Genomic DNA, 19,813 nt, shown 5'->3' with positions numbered 1-19,813 from the left:
GCCAGGGTGAGCCGGCTCAGCCCTCGTTGCGCGGGATCGCGAAACGGTAGCCGCGACCGCGCACGGTCTCGATCGGCTTCAGTTCTCCATCCGGGTCCAGCTTCTTGCGCAGGCGGCCGATGAAGACCTCCAGCACGTTGGAGTCGCGGTCGAAGTCCTGCTGGTAGATGTGTTCGGTGAGGTCGGCCTTGGAGACCAGTTCACCGGCATGCATCATCAGGTACTCCAGCACCTTGTACTCGTAGCTGGTCAGGTCGACATTGCTGCCGGCCACGCTGACCGTCTGGGCAGCAAGGTCCAGGGCGACCGGGCCGCATTCCAGGGTCGGCTTGCTCCAGCCGGCGGCGCGGCGCAGCAGCGCGTTGACGCGGGCCAGCAGCTCTTCGACGTGGAACGGCTTGACCAGGTAATCGTCGGCGCCCTGCTTCAGGCCCTCGACCTTGTCCTGCCAGCTCGAACGCGCGGTCAGGATCAGTACCGGGAACTTCTTGCCTTCGTCACGCAGGGCCTTGATCAGCTCCATGCCCGACATCTTGGGCAGGCCGAGGTCGATGATGCCGACATCGAACGGAACTTCGCGCCCCATGTAGAGGCCTTCCTCGCCGTCCTGCGCAGCATCGACGGCAAAGCCTTCGCGCTTGAGCCGGGCTGCCAGGGTCTCACGCAGCGGGGCTTCGTCTTCGACCAGAAGGATACGCATGAACTCTCCCTAGTGTCCTGGGTGTGGCCCGGAGGCCTGTGGGGTACGGGTTGATACCGACGACTATCCCTGTTCAGGGGTTATCGCCGCGTAGTGATGACATATCCGACCGCGGCGTGCGCGGCTGTGAACGCGACGGGGCGGGGTCGTCCATGTAGCGGACCCGGCCCCGGTCGTCCATGTACTTCACCCGGTTGATATCACGACCATCGAACGGCACGCGCTCGGCGCCGAGGATGTGGCCGCCGGTGCTGCGCTGCACGCGGCGCACGGCATCGGACAGCGAACGCTCGTCGCCACGGTTGCCGCGCTCTCCCCGATCCATCATTTCCGCCCGTGCCTGCTCGCCGCGCGGCGGCTGTTGCGCCAGCGCCGACGACAGCGGCGCAGCCGACAGCACCACGCAGGTGGCCAGGGCAATGCGGCAATGGAAGGGAGCGGAAGACATCGATGCGATCCTAGCCGAGCACGGCGATTCGTTCAAAAGTCGTAAATCCGGGAGCCGGGTGCGGGACCCGGCCTTTACAATTCCTTTGCAAATTCTTGGTTTGGGGCAGTGAATCCGGTCTGAACTTTTCCGGCCGCAGCCCTGCGATGTTCAGCTAGGTGAACATTCGGGACGAATCGCCGTCCCTTGTCAAGTCAGGAATGTGACTGCGGTCACGCTGCGGCACGATCGGCATCGCGCTCGGTGACCGACAGCGCCTGCTCGACCAGGCTCCAGTCGGCGCCCGGGCGGTGCGCGCCCTCGCTCAGCACCTGGCGGAACGCGCGGCCACCGGGCTGGCCGTGGAACAGGCCGAGCAGGTGGCGGGTGATGTGCTTCAGTGCCAGACCTTCGCCCAGGCGCGCTTCCACGTAGGGACGCAGCGTGCGCAGCAGGTCACCGCGCGCCTGCAACGGCGCGCCGGTCTGCAGCGCCTCCAGCTGATGCAGCAGGTAGGGGTCGTGGTAGGCCGCGCGGCCCAGCATCACGCCATCGACGTGCGCGGCCTGCGCCTGCACCGCCTCGATGCTGGCCAGGCCGCCATTGAGCACCACCGGCAGCGCCGGGCGCTCCTGCTTCAGGCGGTAGGCCCAGTCGTACTTCAGTGGCGGAACCTCGCGGTTCTCCTTCGGCGACAGGCCCTTCAGCCACGCGTTGCGCGCATGCACCACCACCATTGCGGCACCGGCGGCGACCTGGCGGTCGACGAAGGCGGCGAACACGTCATAGTCGTTGTCCTCGTCCACGCCCAGGCGGCACTTCACCGTCACCGGGATCCCGATCGCGTCGACCATCGCCGCCACGCAGTCGGCTACCAGCGCCGGCTCGCGCATCAGGCAGGCGCCAAAACGCCCGGCCTGCACGCGGTCGGACGGACAGCCGCAGTTGAGGTTGACCTCGTCGTAGCCCCACTCCGCGGCGATGCGCGCGGCCTGCGCCAGCAGCGCCGGGTCGCTGCCGCCCAGCTGCAGCGCCAGCGGCTGTTCGCTGCGGTCGAAGCCGAGCAGGCGCTCGCGGTCGCCGTGGATGACCGCGTTGGTGTGCACCATTTCCGTGTACAGGCGCGCACCCGGCGCCAGCACGCGGTGGAACACGCGGCAATGGCGGTCGGTCCAGTCCATCATGGGGGCCACGGACAGGCGAATTTCATCACTTCTCAACGTTTTCATATACTTAAGACCTGTCAGGGGCACAGCAAAGCACCCAATTTTTCCCAATTTTTCCCGGTGATTCCCATTCATCTGTACCATCCGTGTGCCAAGCCGGCCTTGGCACAACACGGACTGGCACAACGATGGCAACACTGCAGAATCGGAACGGCCGCTGGCGCGCTATGGTGCGCCGCAAGGGCCACAAAGAACAAACCCGCACATTCCCCACCAAGACCGCCGCTAAGACCTGGGCTGACCGCGTAGAGCGCGAGATGGCCGACCTTGAAGCGCGAGGCGGGACCGCCGGCGACGAAACCACGATCAACGAACTCATCGCCTGGCGCACGGAGACCCTGTCCAGCGTAAAGGCGGTGTCGAAGACACAGTCCGGCAACATGACCCGCCTGCAGGAGAGCCTGGGGCACATCGCGGCCAGACAACTTACGGCCGGCGACGTGATCGAGCACGCTCGGCGCCGGGTCACCGGAAACCACATGACCGGCAAGGGGGTCATTATCCCAGCTTGCTCGCCGGCAACCATGAACGTAGAGCTGGGCTACCTCTCCGAGCTGCTGAAGCTGGCCGCACCCCTGAAAGGCGTAAAGCTGCTGGTGGACCCAGTCGCGGAGGCCCGCCCCGCCCTGCGGCTGCTTGGGCTGGTTGGGAAGTCCAAGCGGCGCGACCGAAGGCCGACCGATGCGGAGCTGGAGCAGCTGCGCGACCATTTCATGCAGGCGGCCTGGCGCTCGCAGATTCCGATGGCGGACATCATCGATTTCGCGATTCTGTCGGCGAAACGCGAAGGCGAAATTACCCGCCTACTGTGGTCAGACATCGACGTGGCCACGCGGACCATCCTCCTGCGTGACGCCAAGCATCCAAGGAAAAAGGCGGGCAACCATAAGCGGTTTGCGCTGCTGGGTGATGCCTGGTCAATCGTGCAGCGGCAGCCGCGGACCGAGGGGGAAGACCGTATCTTCCCCTACAACACGAAATCGATCAGCACATCATTTACGCGGGCCTGCATCCGTTTAGGCATCGTGGATCTGTGCTTCCACGATCTCCGACACGAAGCCACGTCGCGGCTGTTCGAGCAGGGCTACGATATCCCCGAGGTGGCCTCGGTCACCCTACATGAGTCATGGAATGAGCTGAAGCGATACACGCAGCTTCGCCCTGAGTCATTGCATCGCCATCCGGAGTAGAAACGGTCCATCAGGAGAACATTGGACATGCGGCTGTACAAGTTCAAAGGAAGTGCGGATTCGCTGTACGCGCTTGATATTGCCATTCATGAGCGCCTTTTCTGCTCTCCATACGAGGCGTTGAATGACCCTTTTGAAGGGCAGTTTCGAACCCTCGTGTCGGGACCACCCTCGCGGGTTTTTGGCATGCAATTCGGGGGGAACTTCGGCCCAGGTAGAGGCCGCGAGGTTTATACAAATGCCGGCCTTGCGCGCCTCACCGGCGGCAAGAACGTTTGCAGCCTTACCACTGCCTGGCAAGACGTTAGGATGTGGGCGCTCTATGGCGACAGTTTTCGCGGCCTCGCGTTTGAGTTCGAGGTCGATGACAACCACCCCCAGCTCCGACAGGTTCAGTATGTCGACCGCTTACCGAAGATCCCCACGGGCCTGCTCACTTCCAGCACCGTCGAGGACGCCCTTAGCTACAAGACGCACCACTGGGAGTACGAGGCGGAGTGGCGCTTCATCACTGACCAATCCTATGTTCTTCTAGAGGGTCGATTGCGAAGCATCCTGCTTGGGACACGTGTGCCTGATGCGGTGAAGGAAGCGATCCTCAAGATCGCGCCCCCCGATTGCACGGTGCATCAGGTTGGCCTAGACCCCGAAGGCATCCGAGTGACCCGCCACGTGCAGCTACCGCGACCTCAGCGCAACGTCTAACTGGCGCTGGAATCCGGCCTGTGCACGTGGGCTCCACGTGCCATGGCCTTACGCTGCGTCTCATGTGCGGTCGATTCGTCCAGCGCCCTGTCCTCGACTTCGGTCTGCCGTCGCTGGTCGACCTCGCGCCGGCGTTGGCCGAGATCCCACCCAGCTACAACCTGGCGCCTACACAACGGGCGTCCGTAATCCTCGATCGAGGAACGGGCAGGCAGCTGTCTCGGCTCGCGTGGGGCCTGTTGCCGTTCTGGGCCAAGACCAAGAGCCTGCAGGGCTCCACCATCAACGCCCGCATCGAGACGGTGGCCACCAAGAACAGCTTCCGGGCCGCGTTCAAGAAGCGCAGATGCCTGGTGCCAATGGCGGGCTACTACGAGTGGTCGATCAGCGACGTGGACGGCAAGAAAGATCCATGGTTCATCCACGCCGACGGTCCACTTTGGGCTGCAGGTCTGTGGGAGGACACCAGCCCGCTGCTGCCAGACGACAACCTGGGTACCTTCACCATCATCACGGGCGACAGCAGCGGGGTGTCGGCCGATATCCACGACCGGATGCCTGTCTGGATCGACCCTGGCCAGCTCGACGCGTGGCTCACGGCTGAGCCGGAGGAAGCGATGGCGATGCTGCTGGCTTCCGAGCCGCCCGCTATGCAGGCTTACCGCGTGAGCCGGGCTGTGAACACCCCACGCAACAACACCGAGCAGCTCCTGCAGCCCGTAGCCTGAGCGTATGCCGGCAGGCGTCTACCCCTGCCAGCCGAAGGGCGGCTCGATGTGCAGCTTCTTCAACCTGTTCGCCCGCACCGCCTCTCGATAGGCCTCGATCTTGGCCACATCCTCTCGCAGGCGGTTCTCGTGCCTGGTCACCCACATCTCGGCGCCGGCACGCCCCTGCTCGTAGCTGGTACACCAGCGGAACGGCCCGCCGGGACCATGCCGGTGCCGGTCAAGACTGGCGATCCAGATCCCGTCGTTCACCCGTTGCATCAGTGCGACCACCCACACGCCGCTGCAAGCGATGACCGTAGGGGCATCGTCGGGGAGGCTGGCAGAGCGCGTCGTCCAGTAGAAGTCGGGGGGAAGCGGCATGGCCGGCAGGATACGGCTGGGCGTCGCAAACGCTGCGACAAGGGCGCGAGTTGCGGGCGTGAGCGCGTGCGGCGGCAGGGAAGCTGATGGCCCCCCTTACGCGCGATAGAGTGCGATTTTTGAGGTGACCACGGGAAAGAGGTAACAAAGGTAATCAACCCATCGAATTCTGCCAATTAACTTTTAAAATCAATTACTTATATGATCTTCATGAAGGTAACAATCGGGTAACCTTGGAGTAACCCGATTACCTATTGGGGAGGTAACATCGGCAGAGTAGAAATTCCTTATGAATCAATGACATTACTTTGTAGGGGGCAGAAAATTACCTCCCATCACCTCAAAAGGTAACCACCTTTATTCTTTTGAAATCACAGGCTTAGACCATGTTCTGGGCCGCGTGTTACCTGGTTACCTCCTTCCCGTGGTCACCTGAAAAATCGGGCCTTTCGAGAAGGGCCAGGGAACGGCCGCAGAGGGCCTCGCAGGCGCCGCTCTTGCGCAGGGAACCGCAGGACCGGGCGCTGGCTGGAAACCCCGGAGAACGCCACACAGGGCCGGGCTGGGCTTTGCCGCAGGGAGTGCAGAAAAAGCACGCTATGAAGTGCGCAGGCGTGGCGGGGAGACGAGTGCGCACGTGGAGGTCTGGACGGCCTGACCGTACGAATTGAAATCCATCCGTACGCAATCACAACTTCAGGCACACTGGCGGCGTAGCCACCACGCCCAAGAGGCCATGACGCCGCTCATCACCCAAACGCTCGCGCTCGCGACCGAACAGTTGACCGCAGTGAACACGCTGATCGGTTGCATGCGTCCGCCCCTGGCTCCGCCTGGCCGCCCTCAATGCGCCTTGTTCCTGACCGTGGCCGAGCAGTTCGAAGCGGCGGTCCGGTTGGCCCATGCCGGCCTCATTACCCACAGCGCGGTGCATGTACGCTCAATGCTGGAGGCCACGGCTGATCTCCATCTGCTCGGGCAGGACAGCCAGCACGTGGAGCGCATGAGGTATAAGCAGGCTCGCGGTGAGAAGCGGTTCTATGACCAGATGCTCGCCTACGAGGGTTTGCCGGATGGCGTCCGGACAATGATTGATGGCCGGATGGCCGATTGCCTCGCTCGCTACGAACCTCTCCACGAAGAGTTCGCGGGAACGCTGCCCACCCAAGCTGCGAGCTTCAAGGCGGCAGGCATGGACTTTGTCATTGGCCTCTACACCATGCTGTGCGGCTTTTCGCACAATGATCTGAGCGCGTTGGCGCTACGCCACCAAGGCGACTCTACGATGATGCATAGGGCAGAAGTGCCAGAGGCGGTCGCCTCACTGATCCTCTCGCTTGCCAGTACCGCGCTGATGCACGCTACCTATCCCATGAATGGCATAGCCTGGACACCCGAAGGCGAATTCGACCGGCTCTTCGGCACAATGAACGACTTGCACGGGAAGATGATGGATCTCCGCGACGCGTCACAGACTGCAGACGTGCAGTAAGAAAGCCGCCCGAGGGCGGCTTGTGGTTGGCTCAGTTGCGACGTGGGTTACAGCTTGGGTAGGCGCGCCCTGGCCACGTCGAAGTAGTGCGCGGTCATCTCGATTCCGGTCCAGTTGTACCCCTCGGCATCTGCGGCCACCAGCGTGGTACCGGAGCCGGCGAACGGGTCAAGGATGCGGCCACCCTGCTCGCAGATACGGACAAGCTGGCGCATGAGATCGGTGGGCTTGCCGGTCAGGTGATGCTTGTCGGCTTTGCGTACCGCCTCGCGGAACACACCCGGCAGCGTGGGTGCCGCCCGCCCCAGCGGCATCCCGCCCTTGCTGCCCCACACTACGTACTCGGCCTGGTTGGAGAAGCGGCCACGCTGCGGTCGCACGCCGCCCGTCTTGTCCCACACCGCCACACCGCGCCAGGTGAAGCCGGCGCACTGCATTGCGTCGGTAGTCAGCGGCAGCTGCCTCCAGTCGGTGAACAGCAACACGGGCGCACCATCGCGCAGGACGCGGTGGCACTGCGCGAGCCACAGGTGCATCCATGCCAGATGTGATCGCTGGTCGCGTTCGTCGCTTGGGAAGTCGGCATGCAGGTGTGGGCCACCGCTCTGCATGTACTTCTCGTTGGGGCTGCGCTGGCGAGCGGAGGCGTGGGTGCCGCCGCTGGCGTATGGCGGGTCAGTGATGAGCGCGTCGAAGCTGTTGGCCGGCAGGGTCGGCAGGACGGTCAGCGCATCGCCGTGGATCAGTTCGTTCTTCATGGATAGAGCCTTCTTCGTGGTGTCGCTCGCGGCGATCCGTGGAGAGGCTCTGGGCCTTCATGTGGTTCATATCCCCACACCGGGGGCACTTCATCTGTAGGTCGTAGTCGCCAGCCGCTTTGGCCAGCAGGCGCGCACAGGCGCCGCAGCGGAGGTTCTGTCGTGCTTGATTCATGCCGCTGCCGCTCCCAGCTCGAAGGCGTCGAAGCGGATCACCTCCTGCCCCAGCCACTCGTTGATCGCGGTCATGCGCGTCTGCAGCGGGGCAAGCTCCATCGCCGCCCACACCGCCGCTGCGTCCCGGATCGATCCAAAGCCGCCGCTGTTCTGGGGCACGATGCCCAGCAACTGCGGCGGTACACGTAGCGCTGCCAGCATGTCGTCGCGGGTCACGCTCTTGATGCCGGTGAATTCATCCCTTGCCGCCACCTCGCTGACCGGGATCACCTGCAGGCCGTCCTTCTTTCCGTTGGGCGAGTGCACGAACAGGTTCTTGAAATTGCCCGGCCCGCGCGACTGTCGCAGTGCGTCCCGCAACGCATCCACGTCCATTCCCTCGGGTTGGGGGTCGGTCATGTAGAGGATGTAGCCGGCGTGCGATCCGTTGTTGTAATACTTCCGCCGGAACAGCGTGGCCGACTCGTTCAGCAGCGCGGCCTGTACGGCTGGCATCCATTCCGGCAGACCGTAGATTTCCTGATCGGCATCTGCCTCCCGCAGCTGGAACACCTCACCGGCCGGAAACTCATGCTCTACCCGTCCGGCGCGCACCTGGAAGAACTCACCGGGCCGCACGCCACGGCGCACGTACTGCGCCAGCGGCACGGCCAGGCTGTGCGCGGTACCGGACATAGCGCGGCGGCGTTCGACGTAACCCATACCAAAGGTGGTGTAATCCAGCGCCAGCTGCGAGAACGCCTCGCGGCTCAGCAGCCGGTGCGGCCGGAACGTGCGCACCAGCATGTTGCGTTTGAACGTCAGGCCGCTGTGCAGGTAGGGGTTGGAGCGCGTGGTGCGCGACAGCCCTTGCAGATCCACCGGCGGCTCGAAGTAGCGGCCATTACGCCAGCATTCGAGGTAGTCGAGGAAGCCACGCGATTCCAGCACGGGGCTGGCCTCGCCAAAGGTGAACGCTTCGATACTCACCGGCGGCGCGGCCATGGCGCCCTGGTCGGTGTCGGTCATCAGAAAATCTCCATGGTGCCGCGCGCAGCCTGTCCGCCTTCCAGCGGCTCGTTCTGCAGCGCGTGCATGAGTGCCCAGGCCAGGTCAGCATGGCCAGTGGTGCGCGAGCGCCCGGCGGTGTAGGTCACCTGGCGCCCGCTCGGGGTGATGGTTTTCTGGATCGCCAGCAGTGACTGCGTGAGGTCGGTCCAGCCTGCGTCGTATTCCAGCCGTTCGTCATTGATTACGTCGTAGGCTTTCAGCACCAGCCGCGTTTTCACCTCGGGCGAGTAGTTGAAGACGGTCACACCGGGGAAGAACTGGCGCACCAGCTGTGCAACGCCGGTGCCCATGCCGGTCGCGTCCACGCCGATGTAGGTCACCCAATAGCGCTTGGTGATCTGCTCGATGAACGCGGCCTGGTCCTTGAACTCCATGCCCTTGAACTGGTGCCGCTCCAGCACGCGGAACTTGCCCCCGGGCACCAGCGGCGGGGCCACCACCACAATGCCCGCGCTGTCGCCGGTCTCGGCCGGGTCGTAGCCGATCCACACAGCGCGGTCGCCGTAGGGACGGACGGCAAACGGCTTATAGTCGTCCGCCCACTCGACCCAGCTGTCGACCTGGCAGGGCTGCAGCATGGTTAGCGGGAACACGCTGGCGCTGTCATCCACGAACTCGCACATCAGCAGATTGGCGAATTCCTCGGCGCTGTAGTCGCGGCGCAGTTCCTCGATATCGAACAGGTCACAGCCACGGCCCGCCGCATCGAGAACGGTCACGATCTGGCGCCAGATCGCGTCCTCACAACGCCGGCCCCCCATCAGGCGCGCGTGGCTCACATCCAGCTGGATCTGCTGGGACACCGAGCGTCCCTTGTTGAAGCGCTCGCCGGTCCAGAAATCGAAGGCTTCATGCGCCATGGTGGACGGCGTGCTGAAGTAGGTCTTGCGCCACTTCTTGTGCATCGCCATGCCGCTGGCGACCTTGTTCAGCTGGTTGAAACCGTAGGTCCAGAAGAACTCGTCAAAGTAGAAATTGCCGTGGTAGCCCTGTGCGGTACGGGCGTTGGTGCCCAGGAAGAACAGCTCGGCGCCATTGGCCAGGGTGATCGGGTCGCCGGTCAGGTCACGGTCCAGCACCTCACGCACGAAGCCCCGCATGTAGCTGAGGAAGATGTGCGCCTGGCTCTTGGATGCGCTCAGGAAAATCTGGTTGCGGCCGGTGGTCAGCGCGTCGATCAGCGCCTCGCGGGCGAAGTAGTAGGTGGCACCGATCTGGCGCGACTTCAGGATGATGCGCGTGCGTTCGCTCCCCGCCCGGTACCAATCGCGCTGGTAGTCGAAACAGCCATCTACGAACGCCGTCTGCAGGCGCTCGATCTCTTCCTCGCTGAACTCGTTCTTTCGCGCCTTCTTCTTGGGCGCTGCGTTGCGGTTGGCCACTGCCGGATTGAGGTCGGCCTCGTTGCCACCGCCCTGGTACCGTTGAATGCGCGCCTGCCGTTCGAGCTGGCGGTGCAGCAGATCAATCTCTTTGAAGTCACCGCCGGTCTTGCCTTCCTTGTGGATCAGGATGGCCAGGCGTGCCTCCAATGCGCCGCCGATGCGCTCGACGGTGTCGGCGCGGTCCCATTCGTCGCGCGCCTTCCAGCTGTGGACCGTCTTTTCCTTCTCGCCGATCAGCGAGGCGATATCGCACACGCGCCAACCCATCCAGTACAGGAACTTGGCTTGGCGTCGTGGATCGACGTGGAGTTTTTCGGCTACGCTGGTCACGTGAACAGGTTGCCCGCAGCCACGCGCGCGCGACACGAAAAACCCACGTAGAACAGCGGCTTACAAACTGACCGCGTTGCCGCTACAGCGCCCTCATTCGACCATGGGTCATCGCATCGAGAACCGATGCGCAACGACACCAGCAGAGGGCGAGATGGCCAGCAAAACCAAGAAGCGTTCCGAGTTCTTTCGTGTTGCCGTCGAAGGCGCCACCACCGATGGGCGCGTGATCGAGCGGCAGCAGATTGCCGAGATCGCCGAGACGTACAACCCGGAGGTCTATGGCGCCCGGATCTGGATGGAGCACATCCGCAGCTCGCTGCCGGATAGTCCCTTCCGCGCCTACGGTGACGTGCTGGCAGTCAAGGCCGAGGAGGTCGATATCGCCGGCAAGAAGAAGCTCGCCCTGTTTGCGCAGGTGGAGCCAACTGACGACCTGGTGGAGATCGTCAACAACCGTAAGCAAAAGGTCTTTACCAGCATCGAGATTTCCCCGGAGTTCGCCGACAGCGGCAAGGCGTACCTGTTCGGCCTGGCCGTGACCGACTCCCCCGCCAGCCTGGGCACCAGCATGCTCGCGTTCTCGGCCCAGCACCCGGAGAGCAGCCCGCTCAAGGACCGCAAGCAGGCCCCGGAAAACCTGTTCACCGAGGCCACCGAGACGGTCATCAAGTTCACCGCCGAGGATGAGCCGGAGGGTCGCCCCGGCCCGGTCGCCGCGTTCCTTTCGAGCCTGGGCCTGGGCAAGAAGGCCGCGCCGGCGCCTGCCAAGGAAGATCCCGAGTTCAACGTGGCCGAGTTCGCCGCTCAGCTGCTCGGCGCGGTGGGTGAACAGGATGCGGCCATGGCCAAGCTCGGCCAGGACAACCGCGCACTGCGCGAGCGGGTGCAGACGCTGTCCACTCAGGTTGCTGGCCTGCGCAAGAGGCTGGACGACACCCCGCAGGCATTCACCCAGCGTCCGGTTGTTCCGGGTGGCAAGGACGTGGACGCCGCCAACATCACCGACTGCTGATCGGCCTCTCTTTCACCATCTACGGAGCTTCCCATGCGTACCGAAACCCGCCGCCTGTTCGAGGGCTACACCCAGCAGGTTGCCACGCTGAACAACGTCAGCGGTGTGGCCAACACCTTCTCTGTCGAGCCGACCGTGCAGCAGAGCCTCGAAGCCCGCATGCAGGAAAGCAGTACCTTCCTGCAGGCGATCAACATGGTCGGCGTGAACGAACTGAAGGGCCAGAAGGTTGGCGTTGGCATCACCGGCACCATTGCCGGCCGCACCGACACCAGCGGCGATGGCGAGCGCAACCCGTCCGATCCGACCTCGCTGGTGTCCAACACCTACGAGTGCCAGAAGACCGACTTTGACACCGCCCTGCCCTATGCCCGTCTGGACGCCTGGGCACATCGCCCTGAGTTCCAGACCCTGATCCGCGACGCGATCATCCAGCGACAGGCACTGGACCGGATCATGATCGGTTGGCACGGCACCAGCATTGCCATCAACACCAACCGCGTCGCCAATCCGATGCTGCAGGATGTGAACAAGGGCTGGCTGCAGAAGTACCGCGAGCATGCGCCCGAGCGCGTCATGACCGAAGGCGTCGATGGCAGCGGCAAGATCAAGGTGGGCGGTACCGACGCTGACTACGGCAACATCGATGCCCTGGTGATGGACCTGGTCGCCAACCTGATCGACCCGTGGCATCAGGAAGATCCGAGCCTGGTGGTGATCTGTGGCCGCCAGTTGGTGCACGACAAGTATTTCCCGATCATCAACCGTGACAACGCCCCCACCGAGAAGGTCGCGGCCGAACTGATCCTCGGCGCCAAGCGCATCGGTGGCCTGCAGCCGGTCATCGTGCCGTTCTTCCCGGCCAAGTCGCTGATGGTGACCAGCCTGAGCAACCTGTCGCTGTACTGGCAGATTGCCTCGCGCCGCCGTCACATCATCGAGCAGCCGAACAAGAACCGCGTCGCCAACTTCGAGTCGTCCAATGATGACTATGTGGTGGAGGACTACGGTCTGGGCGCGGTGGCCGAGAACATCGAGTTCGGGATCTGACCATGGCCGACACCCCCGCCAGCCGCCATGTGAAGCGTGCGCTCGCCTCGAAGGAGGCGGCGCGCACCGCCGGCAGCAACCTGATGGAAGGGACCACGATCTACCAGCAGATGCAGGTGCGCTTGGCTTCCGACCGCGCCCGGCTGAAGCAGATCCAGTCCACGCAGGGCAAGGCTCAGCTCAAGACTGCGCTGCTGCCGTCCTATGCCCCGTATCTTGACGGCGTGTTGTCGGCGGACGCCGGCGGCAAGGACGATATCGTCTCCACGCTGATGCTGTGGCACTTCGATGCCGGGCTGTTCGATGCCGGCCTCGACATTGCTCGGTATGTCCTGGCCCATGGTCTGGATATGCCGGACACCCACAAGCGCACAGCGGCCTGCGTGGTGGCTGAAGAGATCGGGTTGGCCGCTCTGAACGCGCTCAAGACCAGCGCCCCGTTCGACCTGGATGTGATCGACCGGGCGGCCACGCTCACCGAGGGCCAGGACATGCCCGACGAGGTGCGTGCCCGCCTGCTGCTGGCGCGTGGACGCAGCCTGCTGGCCACCGATACCGAGGCTGCGCCGCTGAGCGCCGACGCCGTCGCACGGGCCATCGAGGACCTGCGCACCGCCATCCAGCTGCATGACAGCTGCGGCGGCAAGGAAGACCTCAAGCGCGCCGAGCGTCTGCAGAAGAAGTTCGAGGCCAGCCAGTCCAACGACTGACCTCACACCGAGCGTACCCCGCGACCCCGCCGGCTCGGGGCCGATCACCAAGACCTCTCTCCCTTGGTGTGACGCCCCGACCACCGGCGACCTACGGACACACCATGAGCGCATTCACTGCCAACGCTTCCCCTGCTCCCAAGCTCGATCCCGTCTCCGCCGGCGCATTCTGGCCGGAGGTCGACGTAGAGGCGCTACGCGAAGCCATCCGGGTGCCGGGTGACGTGCTGGCGGCGCGGCTGCGCAACACCGTGGTGCTGGCCGTGGCCTCGGTGACGCGGGAGCTTGCGTCGTGGCAGGCCCGCAAGGAAGCGGACGGCTACTCGGCGCTGGCAGACGTACCGGCGCAGCAGCTCGACGGAGAGTCGGTGCTGCTGCAGCTGTACCGGCGCGCAGTCCAGTGCTGCACCGCCGTGGAGCTGCACGAACGCTACCGCTCCTATGACGCTACCGCCCAGGGCAATCAACGTGCCGACGATCTGACTCCGACCATTGATGAACTGCGGCGCGATCAACGCAACGCCATCAGCGACCTGCAGGGGCTGCGCCGGGTCACGGTGGAGCTGATCTGATGCGCGTCATTGCCCAGCAGGGGGACACCCTCGACGCACTGTGCTTCCGCCACCTGGGCACCACCGCCGGCATGGTCGAGAAGACCCTCGCATTGAACTACGGCATCAGCCTGCTCGGGCCGGTGCTGCCGATGGGTACCGAGGTCGATCTGCCCGACGTTCCCGCATCACCCACCGGCGCGGCAACGCGTCCCCTTGTTCAGCTATGGGATTGAAGATGACCGAACCCACTTCCACCGGCAGCATGGCCGCCCTGGCCACCGGCGTCGGCCTTGCCTCGCTGCTGCCTGGCATCGAAACCGACGCCTTCATCGGCGCCTTTGCCGGGGCCACGTTGTTCGTGGTGTCGGCCAAGGATCTGTCGCTGTTCAAGCGGCTGATCTATCTGGCCATCAGCGTCGTGGCCGGCTACATGGGCGGCACCGAGGTCATGCGCCGCTTCGATGTGGCCTCCAGCGGCCTGGCTGCCTTCCTGTGTGCGGCCACCATCATCACCCTCACCTTGGCCCTGATCGAGCGCAGCCGCAGCGCAGATCCGAGCCGTCTGCCGCGCGGAGGCTCCGATGGCTGAGCTGCTGACCACCGCCACGCTGCTGTGCTGCGTGGCCATCTGCGTGCGCCTGCTGACCTACCGGCCGGCGCCCAACGCCAACCATCGCCACGGCATCGCCTGGTGCGCCTGGCTGCTGATTGCCAGCACCGGCGGGCAAGCCCTGCAGATCATCCTGCAGGGCGCCGGCGCCCGCGTCACCGGGTGGCAGCTGGCACTGCTGCTGGTGCTGCTGGTGGCCGTCTACCGGGCACGCGGGAACGTGGCCCACCTGTTCGGGAGCAACTGACATGCTGACCCCCACCCTGCTCGCTCAGATCATGCAGTGCCCGCTGCAGCGCGCACAGCGCTGGGCCGAGCCACTGAACGCAGCCATGAAGCGCTTCGGCATCAACACGCCGGTGCGCGCGGCCTACTTCCTGGCGCAGCTCGGCCACGAAAGCCTCAGCCTGTCGCGCGTCGAAGAGTCGCTCAGCTACAGCCGCGAACGCCTGCTGGAAGTGTTCGGCCGTTACATCACGCCGGCCGAGGCAGCCGGGTTCGTTCATCAGCCGGCAAAGCTCGGCAACCGTGTCTACGCCAACCGCAACGGCAACGGTAGCGAGGCCAGCGGCGACGGCTATCTGTTCCGCGGCCGTGGCCCGCTGCAGCACACCGGCCGTGCAAACTACGAGCGCATTGGCCAGCTGATCGGCCAGCCACTGGAAGATCAGCCCGGCCTGCTGATCGAGCCGGAGATCGGCGCCATGGCGGCGGCGGCGTTCTGGCGAGACAACAGTCTCAACGGCTACGCCGATCAGCGCGATGTGCTGGCCGTCAGCCGCGTCATCAACCTGGGCAACGCCCGCAGCCGCGCCACGCCCAATGGCTTGGCCGACCGCACCGCCCGCACCATGCGCGCCCTGGCCGCGCTGGAAGCGCGCTGATGCTCTACCGCGCCCTCGCATTGGCCGCCCTGGTGCTGGCCACCGCCGGCCTCTTCAGCTGCCAACAGGGGCGCGTCAATCGCGCCACCACCGCGCTGGACAAGGCCAACCTCGATTTGGCCAAGGCCAGGGCCGAAAACGCCGCCTTGGCCAGCAGCCTCAAGCTGGCCGAAGGCACCACCCGCGTCGTGACCGAGTACGTGGACCGCGTACAGCGGGTGCATGAGCGCGGCGACACCATCGTCAAAGAGGTCCCCATCTATGTCACCGCGAACGCTGATGCTGCCTGTACTGTTTCTGCTGGCTTCGTGCAGCTCCACGACACCGCCGCGAGCGGCAGCGCCACCGCCGGCCCTGCCGGAGATCCTGATGCGCCCGCCTCCGGCACTCCGCTCTCTGCCGTCGCCGAAACCGTCACTGGCAACTACGCCATCTGCCACGCCACCGCCGCGCAGGTAGTGGCCCTGCAGGAGCTGGTACGCAATCTGCACGCCGAGCTTGAGCGGCAGGCAGGTACGCCGTGAAGAAGCCGCAGCTGCTGCGGGACCACCTGGTCGCCGCCGTCCCCGCGCTGGCCAACGACCCGGACAAGCTGCTGATCTTCGTCGACAGTGGTGGCCTGGCCGGCACCTACCGCCCCGGCCTGGCGTTCGAGTACCGCTACACACTCGACCTGGTGCTGACCGACTTCGGCGGCGCCCCGGAGGCGGTCATGGTGCCGCTGCTGCAGTGGCTGACCCGCCACCAGCCCGAACTGCTGGCCAACCCTGCCAACCGCGAGAAGCTGACCTTCGAGGTGGACGTTCTCAGCGACAACCTGGTGGATCTGGCCATCAAGATGCCGCTCACCGAACGGGTGTTGGTCACCCGCGCCGCCGATGGCAGCGTGCAGCTGCAGCACCTGCCCGAGCCTCCTGCGGAGGATGCGCACGCTGACGCGCTATCCGGCGGCGCCTTGGTCGCGGACGGGATCCATATCGCCACCCTGCCGGCGATCACCGGGTGAACGAGGATCTGCAGCGGTTGGAAGCCTGGGCGGCGCCGCTCTTGCGGCGCCTGCAGCCGGCCGAGCGCGGCAAGCTGGCGCGCAGGGTCGGTACGGCGCTGCGCCGGGCGCAACAGCTGCGCATCACCGCTCAGAAGAACCCCGACGGCACGCCCTACGCGGCGCGCCGTGCGGCGCCCCTGCGCCGGGCCAAGGCAGGACGCATCAAGCGCGGAGCAATGTTCGCCAAGATCCGGCAGGCTCGGCACCTTCGCGTGCGCGTGACCCCCAATGAGGTGGCCGTCGGCTTCACCGGCCGCGTATCGCGCATTGCACTGATCCATCAGGAGGGCCGCAGCGATGCGGTCAGCAAGGGCGGTCCCCGCGTCACCTATGCACGCCGGCGTCTGCTGGGCTTCTCCCCTGCCGATGAGCAGCTGGTGCGCGATCTGATCCTCGATCATCTGCGCGAGCTGTAGCGTAATAGCTGGATCTACACAGCCTGCGCCATGACCACGCGCGCGCGCGATGGGAAGCTGCCACCACGCTCCCAGCCGATGCCGCCGTGTCCACCTTCACCGCCGTTGACCTCTCCCGCCTGCCGCTGCCGGATGTGTTCGAGCAGCTGGATTTTGAACAGCTGCTCGCTCGTCGCGTGGATCAGTTCCGCACGTTCATGCCTGAGTACGACGCCCTGGTCGAGTCCGATCCGGTGTACAAGGTGCTGCAGGTCAGTGCCTACAACGAGCTGATCCTGCGCGAGCAGTTCAACCAGCGCGCCAAGGGTCTGTTTCTGGCGTATGCCCAGCGCGGGGATCTGGACAACCTGGCGGCGCCCTTCGGTGTGACCCGCAAGCAGCTCGCCCCAGCCGATCCGGAAGCGGGGACGCCGGCGGAGTTTGAAACCGATACGGAGTTCCGTCGCCGTATCCAGCTGGCGCCGGAGGGGCTGTCTGTGGCCGGGCCGGAGGGCGCGTACATCTTCCACACTCTCTCGGCCGACAATGCCGTGCTCGATGCGAGCGCAACCAGCCCCGCCCCCGGTGAGGTCGTGGTCACCGTGCTGGCGCGCGATGGAGACGGTACGCCGTCCGATTCACTGCTGGCCACCGTCAATGCCGTGCTGCAGGACGGTCAGGTACGCCCGCTGACCGACTTCGTGCGCGTGGTCGGCGCCCAGATCCTGCCCTACGTCGTGGAGGCGGATCTGTACACCTTCGACGGCCCGGATGCGGCCGTGGTCATTGCAGAAGCTCGGCGCCGCTTGGAGGCTTTCATGGCTGACTCGCACCGGCTGGGGCGCGATGTGGCGGTGTCGGCCATCTACGCGCAGCTGCACGCAGAGGGGGTGCAACGGGTAGTGCTCCACGCCCCGGTCGCTGACCTGGCCGTGGAGCGTCACCAAGCCGCGTACTGCACCGCGCTGACACTGAAGCACCGGGGCAGCAATGAGTAGCCTGCTGCCGCCCAACGCGACACGACTGGAACGTGCTGTCGAGGCGAGCGATGCCCAGGTGTTGGGCATGCCGATGGGGCACAGGTGGATCAAAGATCCGCAGCGTTGCCCTGTCGATCTGTTGCCATGGCTGGCTTGGGAACTGTCGCTGGATACCTGGGACAGCGAGTGGCCCGAGCACATCAAGCGCCAGCGCATTGCCAGTGCCATCACCATCCAGCGCCACAAGGGGACCGCCGGCAGCGTTCGCGACGTAATCGAGTCGTTCGGTGGCAGCGTGCAGATCCGCGAGTGGTGGGAACAGCAGCCACCCGGCCAGCCGCACACCTTCGATCTGACCCTGACGCTTTCCGGGCGCCCCGGCGTTGACCCATCGGCCAAATACGTCGAGGACGTAATCGCCGAGGTCAACCGGACCAAGCCGGTGCGCGCCCACTTCACGTTCACCCAAGGCGCCGAGTTCTCCCAGCGGCTCGGCCTCGCCGGCTCGCTGCGCCCCGCCGTCTATCGCCGCCTGCAGCTGGCACAGGAGTAACCCAATGCTTTTGCAGTTCACCACCGCCGGCCGCGCTGCCCTGGTCAATGCACAGCACACCGGCACCCGCACCGTCACCGTGACCCAGATCGGTATCACCGAGCAGCCGTTCATTCCTGACCCGGAGGGTGGTGACACCGTGCTGCCCGGTGAGCGCAAGCGCCTCGATACCTTCGGCGGTATGTGCGTGGCGCCGGATGTCATCCACGTCACCGTGCGCGACGAGACCGACGACGCTTACAGCCTGCACGGTATTGGCCTGTACCTGGACGATGGCACGTTGCTATGCGTGTACGGCCAGATGAAGACGCTTCTGGAAAAATCACCCCAGGCGCTGATGCTGTTGTCGGCAGACATGGCACTGGCCGATATCGACGCCACGCAGATCCAGTTCGGCAGCACGGAATTTCTCAACCCGCCGGCAACCGTGGAAGTGCAGGGCGTGGTCGAGCTGGCCACCGACGAAGAAGCCATCACTGGCCGGGACTCTGCCCGTGCCGTTACGCCGTCCACACTGCGCGCAACGCTCGATGATCGCCTCGGCGGCGCGGCACCCACCGATCTCTCCAAGGATCTGCTGGCTGCAGCCACGGCTGCGGCAATGCGCGTCCTGCTTGAGGTGAAGGGCGCAGCGCTCAAGGACGACGGGCACGGCAACGAGCTGGATGCCGATCTGCTCGATGGTCAGCACGGGGAGTTTTATCTCGATTGGGCGAACATGACCGGGGTGCCCGCCAGCACCCACATCCCTGGGCAGGTCATCACCTTCGCCGGTGTGGCCGCTCCGCAGGGCACGCTGCTGTGCGACGGACGTACCGTCCTGCGCGCTGATTACCCGCGCCTGTTTGCGGCCATCGGCCTGACCTATGGCAACGACGTGGCCGATGACAGCTTCCGCCTGCCGAAAATCGATGAGGGGCTGGGCATTGTTCATACGGCTGACCCCGCCTTGGTGGGACAGATCAGCGTTGGCGAGGTCATCGCCCATGGTCACGGCGCGAAGTCGTCCGGCGCAGGCGCCCACGGGCATACCATCACCATCGGAGGTGGCGGTGGTCACTCCCACGGTGCCAGTGCCAGCGCGGTAGGCGACCACGCCCACGGTGCGTGGACGGATGGCCAAGGAAGCCACACCCACGGCGTGGGCGATCCGGGTCATTCACACACCTGGACCGGTCCAAACTCCGGCGGCGGTGGCGGCGGTTGGTCTGCATCCGGGATATCCAGCCCCAGCCCCGTCGGGACCAGCCACAACGGTACCGGCATCTGGATCGGAGAAGGTGGTCATCACGCCCACAACATCGGCATGAACGGCGCCGGCGGCCACGGCCACACGATCAGCGTTGCAGCGGTCGGGGATCACACGCACAGCGCCTCAGCCAGTGGCGTGCCTGACCACAGCCATGCGATCGACGTAGCCTCTACCGGCGGCACCCGCAATCTGCCTGCCGGCGTGCGCATGCTCTATTGCATCACCTACTGA

General features: G+C 65.1%; 26 protein-coding genes. 18 read left to right on the top strand and 8 right to left on the bottom strand.

Features of this window, described 5'->3' with window-relative positions; all coding sequences use genetic code 11:
• Positions 1-16: 16 nt before the first annotated feature.
• The 3 genes from ACEPA4_RS01300 to dusA form a co-directional block, all read right to left on the bottom strand.
• Positions 17-700, bottom strand: coding sequence for a response regulator transcription factor (locus tag ACEPA4_RS01300; RefSeq protein ID WP_004136763.1), 684 nt, complete (start codon positions 698-700; stop codon positions 17-19).
• A gap of 73 nt (positions 701-773) precedes the next feature.
• Complete coding sequence (locus ACEPA4_RS01295; protein WP_005420623.1) at positions 774-1,148, bottom strand: hypothetical protein; 375 nt, start codon at positions 1,146-1,148, stop codon at positions 774-776.
• Positions 1,149-1,360: 212 nt separating this feature from the next.
• Positions 1,361-2,356 carry a tRNA dihydrouridine(20/20a) synthase DusA gene (gene dusA / locus ACEPA4_RS01290; protein ID WP_374082958.1) on the bottom strand — a complete coding sequence of 332 codons (996 nt, stop codon included), beginning with the start codon at positions 2,354-2,356 and terminating at the stop codon, positions 1,361-1,363.
• 125 nt (positions 2,357-2,481) lie between these two features.
• On the opposite strand from dusA, the gene ACEPA4_RS01285 reads away from it, so the two are divergent.
• The 3 genes from ACEPA4_RS01285 to ACEPA4_RS01275 all read left to right on the top strand — a co-directional run bounded on the left by ACEPA4_RS01285 (position 2,482) and on the right by ACEPA4_RS01275 (position 4,976).
• Positions 2,482-3,543: a tyrosine-type recombinase/integrase gene (locus ACEPA4_RS01285; protein ID WP_374082957.1), complete on the top strand. Its 1,062-nt coding sequence runs from the start codon at positions 2,482-2,484 to the stop codon at positions 3,541-3,543.
• Between the two features lie 27 nt (positions 3,544-3,570).
• Positions 3,571-4,248 carry a DUF2971 domain-containing protein gene (locus tag ACEPA4_RS01280; protein ID WP_180886000.1) on the top strand — a complete coding sequence of 226 codons (678 nt, stop codon included), beginning with the start codon at positions 3,571-3,573 and terminating at the stop codon, positions 4,246-4,248.
• A 62-nt stretch (positions 4,249-4,310) separates the two neighbouring features.
• Positions 4,311-4,976 (top strand): SOS response-associated peptidase, encoded by a 666-nt coding sequence (locus ACEPA4_RS01275; RefSeq protein ID WP_374082956.1) that lies wholly within the window; start codon positions 4,311-4,313, stop codon positions 4,974-4,976.
• 18 nt (positions 4,977-4,994) lie between these two features.
• Here the strand turns inward: ACEPA4_RS01275 and ACEPA4_RS01270 are convergent, their stop codons facing one another.
• Positions 4,995-5,339, bottom strand: a complete 345-nt coding sequence (locus ACEPA4_RS01270; protein WP_235643097.1) for a hypothetical protein — start codon at positions 5,337-5,339, stop codon at positions 4,995-4,997.
• Between the two features lie 736 nt (positions 5,340-6,075).
• Here ACEPA4_RS01270 and ACEPA4_RS01265 point away from each other — a divergent pair.
• On the top strand, positions 6,076-6,831 hold the full coding sequence (locus ACEPA4_RS01265; RefSeq protein ID WP_338167631.1) for a DUF5677 domain-containing protein: 756 nt from the start codon (positions 6,076-6,078) through the stop codon (positions 6,829-6,831).
• A gap of 47 nt (positions 6,832-6,878) precedes the next feature.
• Here ACEPA4_RS01265 and ACEPA4_RS01260 read toward each other — a convergent pair whose 3' ends face one another.
• Genes ACEPA4_RS01260 through ACEPA4_RS01245 form a run of 4 tightly spaced genes read right to left on the bottom strand, consistent with a single transcriptional unit; the run spans position 6,879 to position 10,531 of the window.
• Entirely contained in the window at positions 6,879-7,589 is a 711-nt protein-coding gene (locus tag ACEPA4_RS01260; protein WP_374082955.1) for a site-specific DNA-methyltransferase, read from the bottom strand.
• Positions 7,507-7,764: a Com family DNA-binding transcriptional regulator gene (locus ACEPA4_RS01255; protein ID WP_374082954.1), complete on the bottom strand. Its 258-nt coding sequence runs from the start codon at positions 7,762-7,764 to the stop codon at positions 7,507-7,509. The genes ACEPA4_RS01260 and ACEPA4_RS01255 overlap by 83 nt, the downstream gene beginning before the upstream one ends.
• On the bottom strand, positions 7,761-8,774 hold the full coding sequence (locus tag ACEPA4_RS01250; protein ID WP_374082953.1) for a phage portal protein: 1,014 nt from the start codon (positions 8,772-8,774) through the stop codon (positions 7,761-7,763). The genes ACEPA4_RS01255 and ACEPA4_RS01250 overlap by 4 nt, the downstream gene beginning before the upstream one ends.
• On the bottom strand, positions 8,774-10,531 hold the full coding sequence (locus ACEPA4_RS01245) for a terminase ATPase subunit family protein (protein WP_374082952.1): 1,758 nt from the start codon (positions 10,529-10,531) through the stop codon (positions 8,774-8,776). Before ACEPA4_RS01245 ends, ACEPA4_RS01250 begins: the two co-directional genes overlap by 1 nt.
• Positions 10,532-10,685: 154 nt before the next feature.
• Between ACEPA4_RS01245 and ACEPA4_RS01240 the strand changes: the two genes are divergently transcribed.
• The 14 genes from ACEPA4_RS01240 (at position 10,686) to ACEPA4_RS01175 (ending at position 19,813) form a co-directional block, all read left to right on the top strand.
• On the top strand, positions 10,686-11,546 hold the full coding sequence (locus ACEPA4_RS01240) for a GPO family capsid scaffolding protein (RefSeq protein ID WP_374083042.1): 861 nt from the start codon (positions 10,686-10,688) through the stop codon (positions 11,544-11,546).
• 33 nt (positions 11,547-11,579) lie between these two features.
• Positions 11,580-12,596, top strand: a complete 1,017-nt coding sequence (locus ACEPA4_RS01235; RefSeq protein ID WP_053461915.1) for a phage major capsid protein, P2 family — start codon at positions 11,580-11,582, stop codon at positions 12,594-12,596.
• 2 nt (positions 12,597-12,598) lie between these two features.
• Entirely contained in the window at positions 12,599-13,306 is a 708-nt protein-coding gene (gpM, locus tag ACEPA4_RS01230) for a phage terminase small subunit (protein WP_374082951.1), read from the top strand.
• Positions 13,307-13,410: 104 nt separating this feature from the next.
• Positions 13,411-13,878 (top strand): head completion/stabilization protein, encoded by a 468-nt coding sequence (locus tag ACEPA4_RS01225; RefSeq protein ID WP_374082950.1) that lies wholly within the window; start codon positions 13,411-13,413, stop codon positions 13,876-13,878.
• Positions 13,878-14,093 carry a tail protein X gene (locus ACEPA4_RS01220; protein ID WP_070489469.1) on the top strand — a complete coding sequence of 72 codons (216 nt, stop codon included), beginning with the start codon at positions 13,878-13,880 and terminating at the stop codon, positions 14,091-14,093. The genes ACEPA4_RS01225 and ACEPA4_RS01220 overlap by 1 nt, the downstream gene beginning before the upstream one ends.
• 2 nt (positions 14,094-14,095) lie before the next feature.
• Complete coding sequence (locus tag ACEPA4_RS01215; RefSeq protein WP_070489467.1) at positions 14,096-14,449, top strand: putative holin; 354 nt, start codon at positions 14,096-14,098, stop codon at positions 14,447-14,449.
• Positions 14,442-14,717 (top strand): phage holin family protein, encoded by a 276-nt coding sequence (locus tag ACEPA4_RS01210; RefSeq protein WP_235643090.1) that lies wholly within the window; start codon positions 14,442-14,444, stop codon positions 14,715-14,717. Before ACEPA4_RS01215 ends, ACEPA4_RS01210 begins: the two co-directional genes overlap by 8 nt.
• 1 nt (position 14,718) lies before the next feature.
• Positions 14,719-15,354, top strand: a complete 636-nt coding sequence (locus ACEPA4_RS01205) for a glycoside hydrolase family 19 protein (RefSeq protein WP_374082949.1) — start codon at positions 14,719-14,721, stop codon at positions 15,352-15,354.
• Positions 15,354-15,878: a hypothetical protein gene (locus tag ACEPA4_RS01200; RefSeq protein WP_374082948.1), complete on the top strand. Its 525-nt coding sequence runs from the start codon at positions 15,354-15,356 to the stop codon at positions 15,876-15,878. The genes ACEPA4_RS01205 and ACEPA4_RS01200 overlap by 1 nt, the downstream gene beginning before the upstream one ends.
• Entirely contained in the window at positions 15,875-16,360 is a 486-nt protein-coding gene (locus ACEPA4_RS01195) for a phage tail protein (protein ID WP_374082947.1), read from the top strand. Before ACEPA4_RS01200 ends, ACEPA4_RS01195 begins: the two co-directional genes overlap by 4 nt.
• Positions 16,357-16,818: a phage virion morphogenesis protein gene (locus ACEPA4_RS01190; RefSeq protein WP_374082946.1), complete on the top strand. Its 462-nt coding sequence runs from the start codon at positions 16,357-16,359 to the stop codon at positions 16,816-16,818. The genes ACEPA4_RS01195 and ACEPA4_RS01190 overlap by 4 nt, the downstream gene beginning before the upstream one ends.
• 86 nt (positions 16,819-16,904) lie before the next feature.
• Positions 16,905-17,795: a baseplate J/gp47 family protein gene (locus ACEPA4_RS01185; protein ID WP_070489456.1), complete on the top strand. Its 891-nt coding sequence runs from the start codon at positions 16,905-16,907 to the stop codon at positions 17,793-17,795.
• Entirely contained in the window at positions 17,788-18,330 is a 543-nt protein-coding gene (locus ACEPA4_RS01180) for a phage tail protein I (protein ID WP_374082945.1), read from the top strand. Before ACEPA4_RS01185 ends, ACEPA4_RS01180 begins: the two co-directional genes overlap by 8 nt.
• 79 nt (positions 18,331-18,409) lie before the next feature.
• A complete protein-coding gene (locus ACEPA4_RS01175; protein WP_374082944.1) occupies positions 18,410-19,813 on the top strand; it encodes a phage tail protein in 1,404 nt (467 codons plus the stop codon).

The organism is Stenotrophomonas sp. P2112 (assembly GCF_041897515.1).
In the GTDB taxonomy this organism is placed as follows: domain Bacteria; phylum Pseudomonadota; class Gammaproteobacteria; order Xanthomonadales; family Xanthomonadaceae; genus Stenotrophomonas; species Stenotrophomonas sepilia.
The sequence above is the reverse complement of the archived record's forward strand: the minus strand, read 5'-3'. Positions and strand labels throughout refer to the sequence as shown.

What these genes read in the sequence shown, in the direction of transcription:
- ACEPA4_RS01255 (WP_374082954.1), bottom strand. Translation starts at nt 7,764, where the DNA reads ATGAATCAAGCACGACAGAACCTCCGCTGCGGCGCCTGTGCGCGCCTG.
- ACEPA4_RS01200 (WP_374082948.1), top strand. Translation starts at nt 15,354, where the DNA reads ATGCTCTACCGCGCCCTCGCATTGGCCGCCCTGGTGCTGGCCACCGCC.
- ACEPA4_RS01225 (WP_374082950.1), top strand. Translation starts at nt 13,411, where the DNA reads ATGAGCGCATTCACTGCCAACGCTTCCCCTGCTCCCAAGCTCGATCCC.
- ACEPA4_RS01205 (WP_374082949.1), top strand. Translation starts at nt 14,719, where the DNA reads ATGCTGACCCCCACCCTGCTCGCTCAGATCATGCAGTGCCCGCTGCAG.
- ACEPA4_RS01295 (WP_005420623.1), bottom strand. Translation starts at nt 1,148, where the DNA reads ATGTCTTCCGCTCCCTTCCATTGCCGCATTGCCCTGGCCACCTGCGTG.
- ACEPA4_RS01220 (WP_070489469.1), top strand. Translation starts at nt 13,878, where the DNA reads ATGCGCGTCATTGCCCAGCAGGGGGACACCCTCGACGCACTGTGCTTC.
- ACEPA4_RS01300 (WP_004136763.1), bottom strand. Translation starts at nt 700, where the DNA reads ATGCGTATCCTTCTGGTCGAAGACGAAGCCCCGCTGCGTGAGACCCTG.
- ACEPA4_RS01210 (WP_235643090.1), top strand. Translation starts at nt 14,442, where the DNA reads ATGGCTGAGCTGCTGACCACCGCCACGCTGCTGTGCTGCGTGGCCATC.
- ACEPA4_RS01250 (WP_374082953.1), bottom strand. Translation starts at nt 8,774, where the DNA reads ATGACCGACACCGACCAGGGCGCCATGGCCGCGCCGCCGGTGAGTATC.
- ACEPA4_RS01280 (WP_180886000.1), top strand. Translation starts at nt 3,571, where the DNA reads ATGCGGCTGTACAAGTTCAAAGGAAGTGCGGATTCGCTGTACGCGCTT.
- ACEPA4_RS01270 (WP_235643097.1), bottom strand. Translation starts at nt 5,339, where the DNA reads ATGCCGCTTCCCCCCGACTTCTACTGGACGACGCGCTCTGCCAGCCTC.
- dusA (WP_374082958.1), bottom strand. Translation starts at nt 2,356, where the DNA reads ATGAAAACGTTGAGAAGTGATGAAATTCGCCTGTCCGTGGCCCCCATG.
- ACEPA4_RS01235 (WP_053461915.1), top strand. Translation starts at nt 11,580, where the DNA reads ATGCGTACCGAAACCCGCCGCCTGTTCGAGGGCTACACCCAGCAGGTT.
- ACEPA4_RS01260 (WP_374082955.1), bottom strand. Translation starts at nt 7,589, where the DNA reads ATGAAGAACGAACTGATCCACGGCGATGCGCTGACCGTCCTGCCGACC.
- ACEPA4_RS01265 (WP_338167631.1), top strand. Translation starts at nt 6,076, where the DNA reads ATGACGCCGCTCATCACCCAAACGCTCGCGCTCGCGACCGAACAGTTG.
- ACEPA4_RS01215 (WP_070489467.1), top strand. Translation starts at nt 14,096, where the DNA reads ATGACCGAACCCACTTCCACCGGCAGCATGGCCGCCCTGGCCACCGGC.
- ACEPA4_RS01285 (WP_374082957.1), top strand. Translation starts at nt 2,482, where the DNA reads ATGGCAACACTGCAGAATCGGAACGGCCGCTGGCGCGCTATGGTGCGC.
- ACEPA4_RS01275 (WP_374082956.1), top strand. Translation starts at nt 4,311, where the DNA reads ATGTGCGGTCGATTCGTCCAGCGCCCTGTCCTCGACTTCGGTCTGCCG.
- gpM (WP_374082951.1), top strand. Translation starts at nt 12,599, where the DNA reads ATGGCCGACACCCCCGCCAGCCGCCATGTGAAGCGTGCGCTCGCCTCG.
- ACEPA4_RS01240 (WP_374083042.1), top strand. Translation starts at nt 10,686, where the DNA reads ATGGCCAGCAAAACCAAGAAGCGTTCCGAGTTCTTTCGTGTTGCCGTC.
- ACEPA4_RS01180 (WP_374082945.1), top strand. Translation starts at nt 17,788, where the DNA reads ATGAGTAGCCTGCTGCCGCCCAACGCGACACGACTGGAACGTGCTGTC.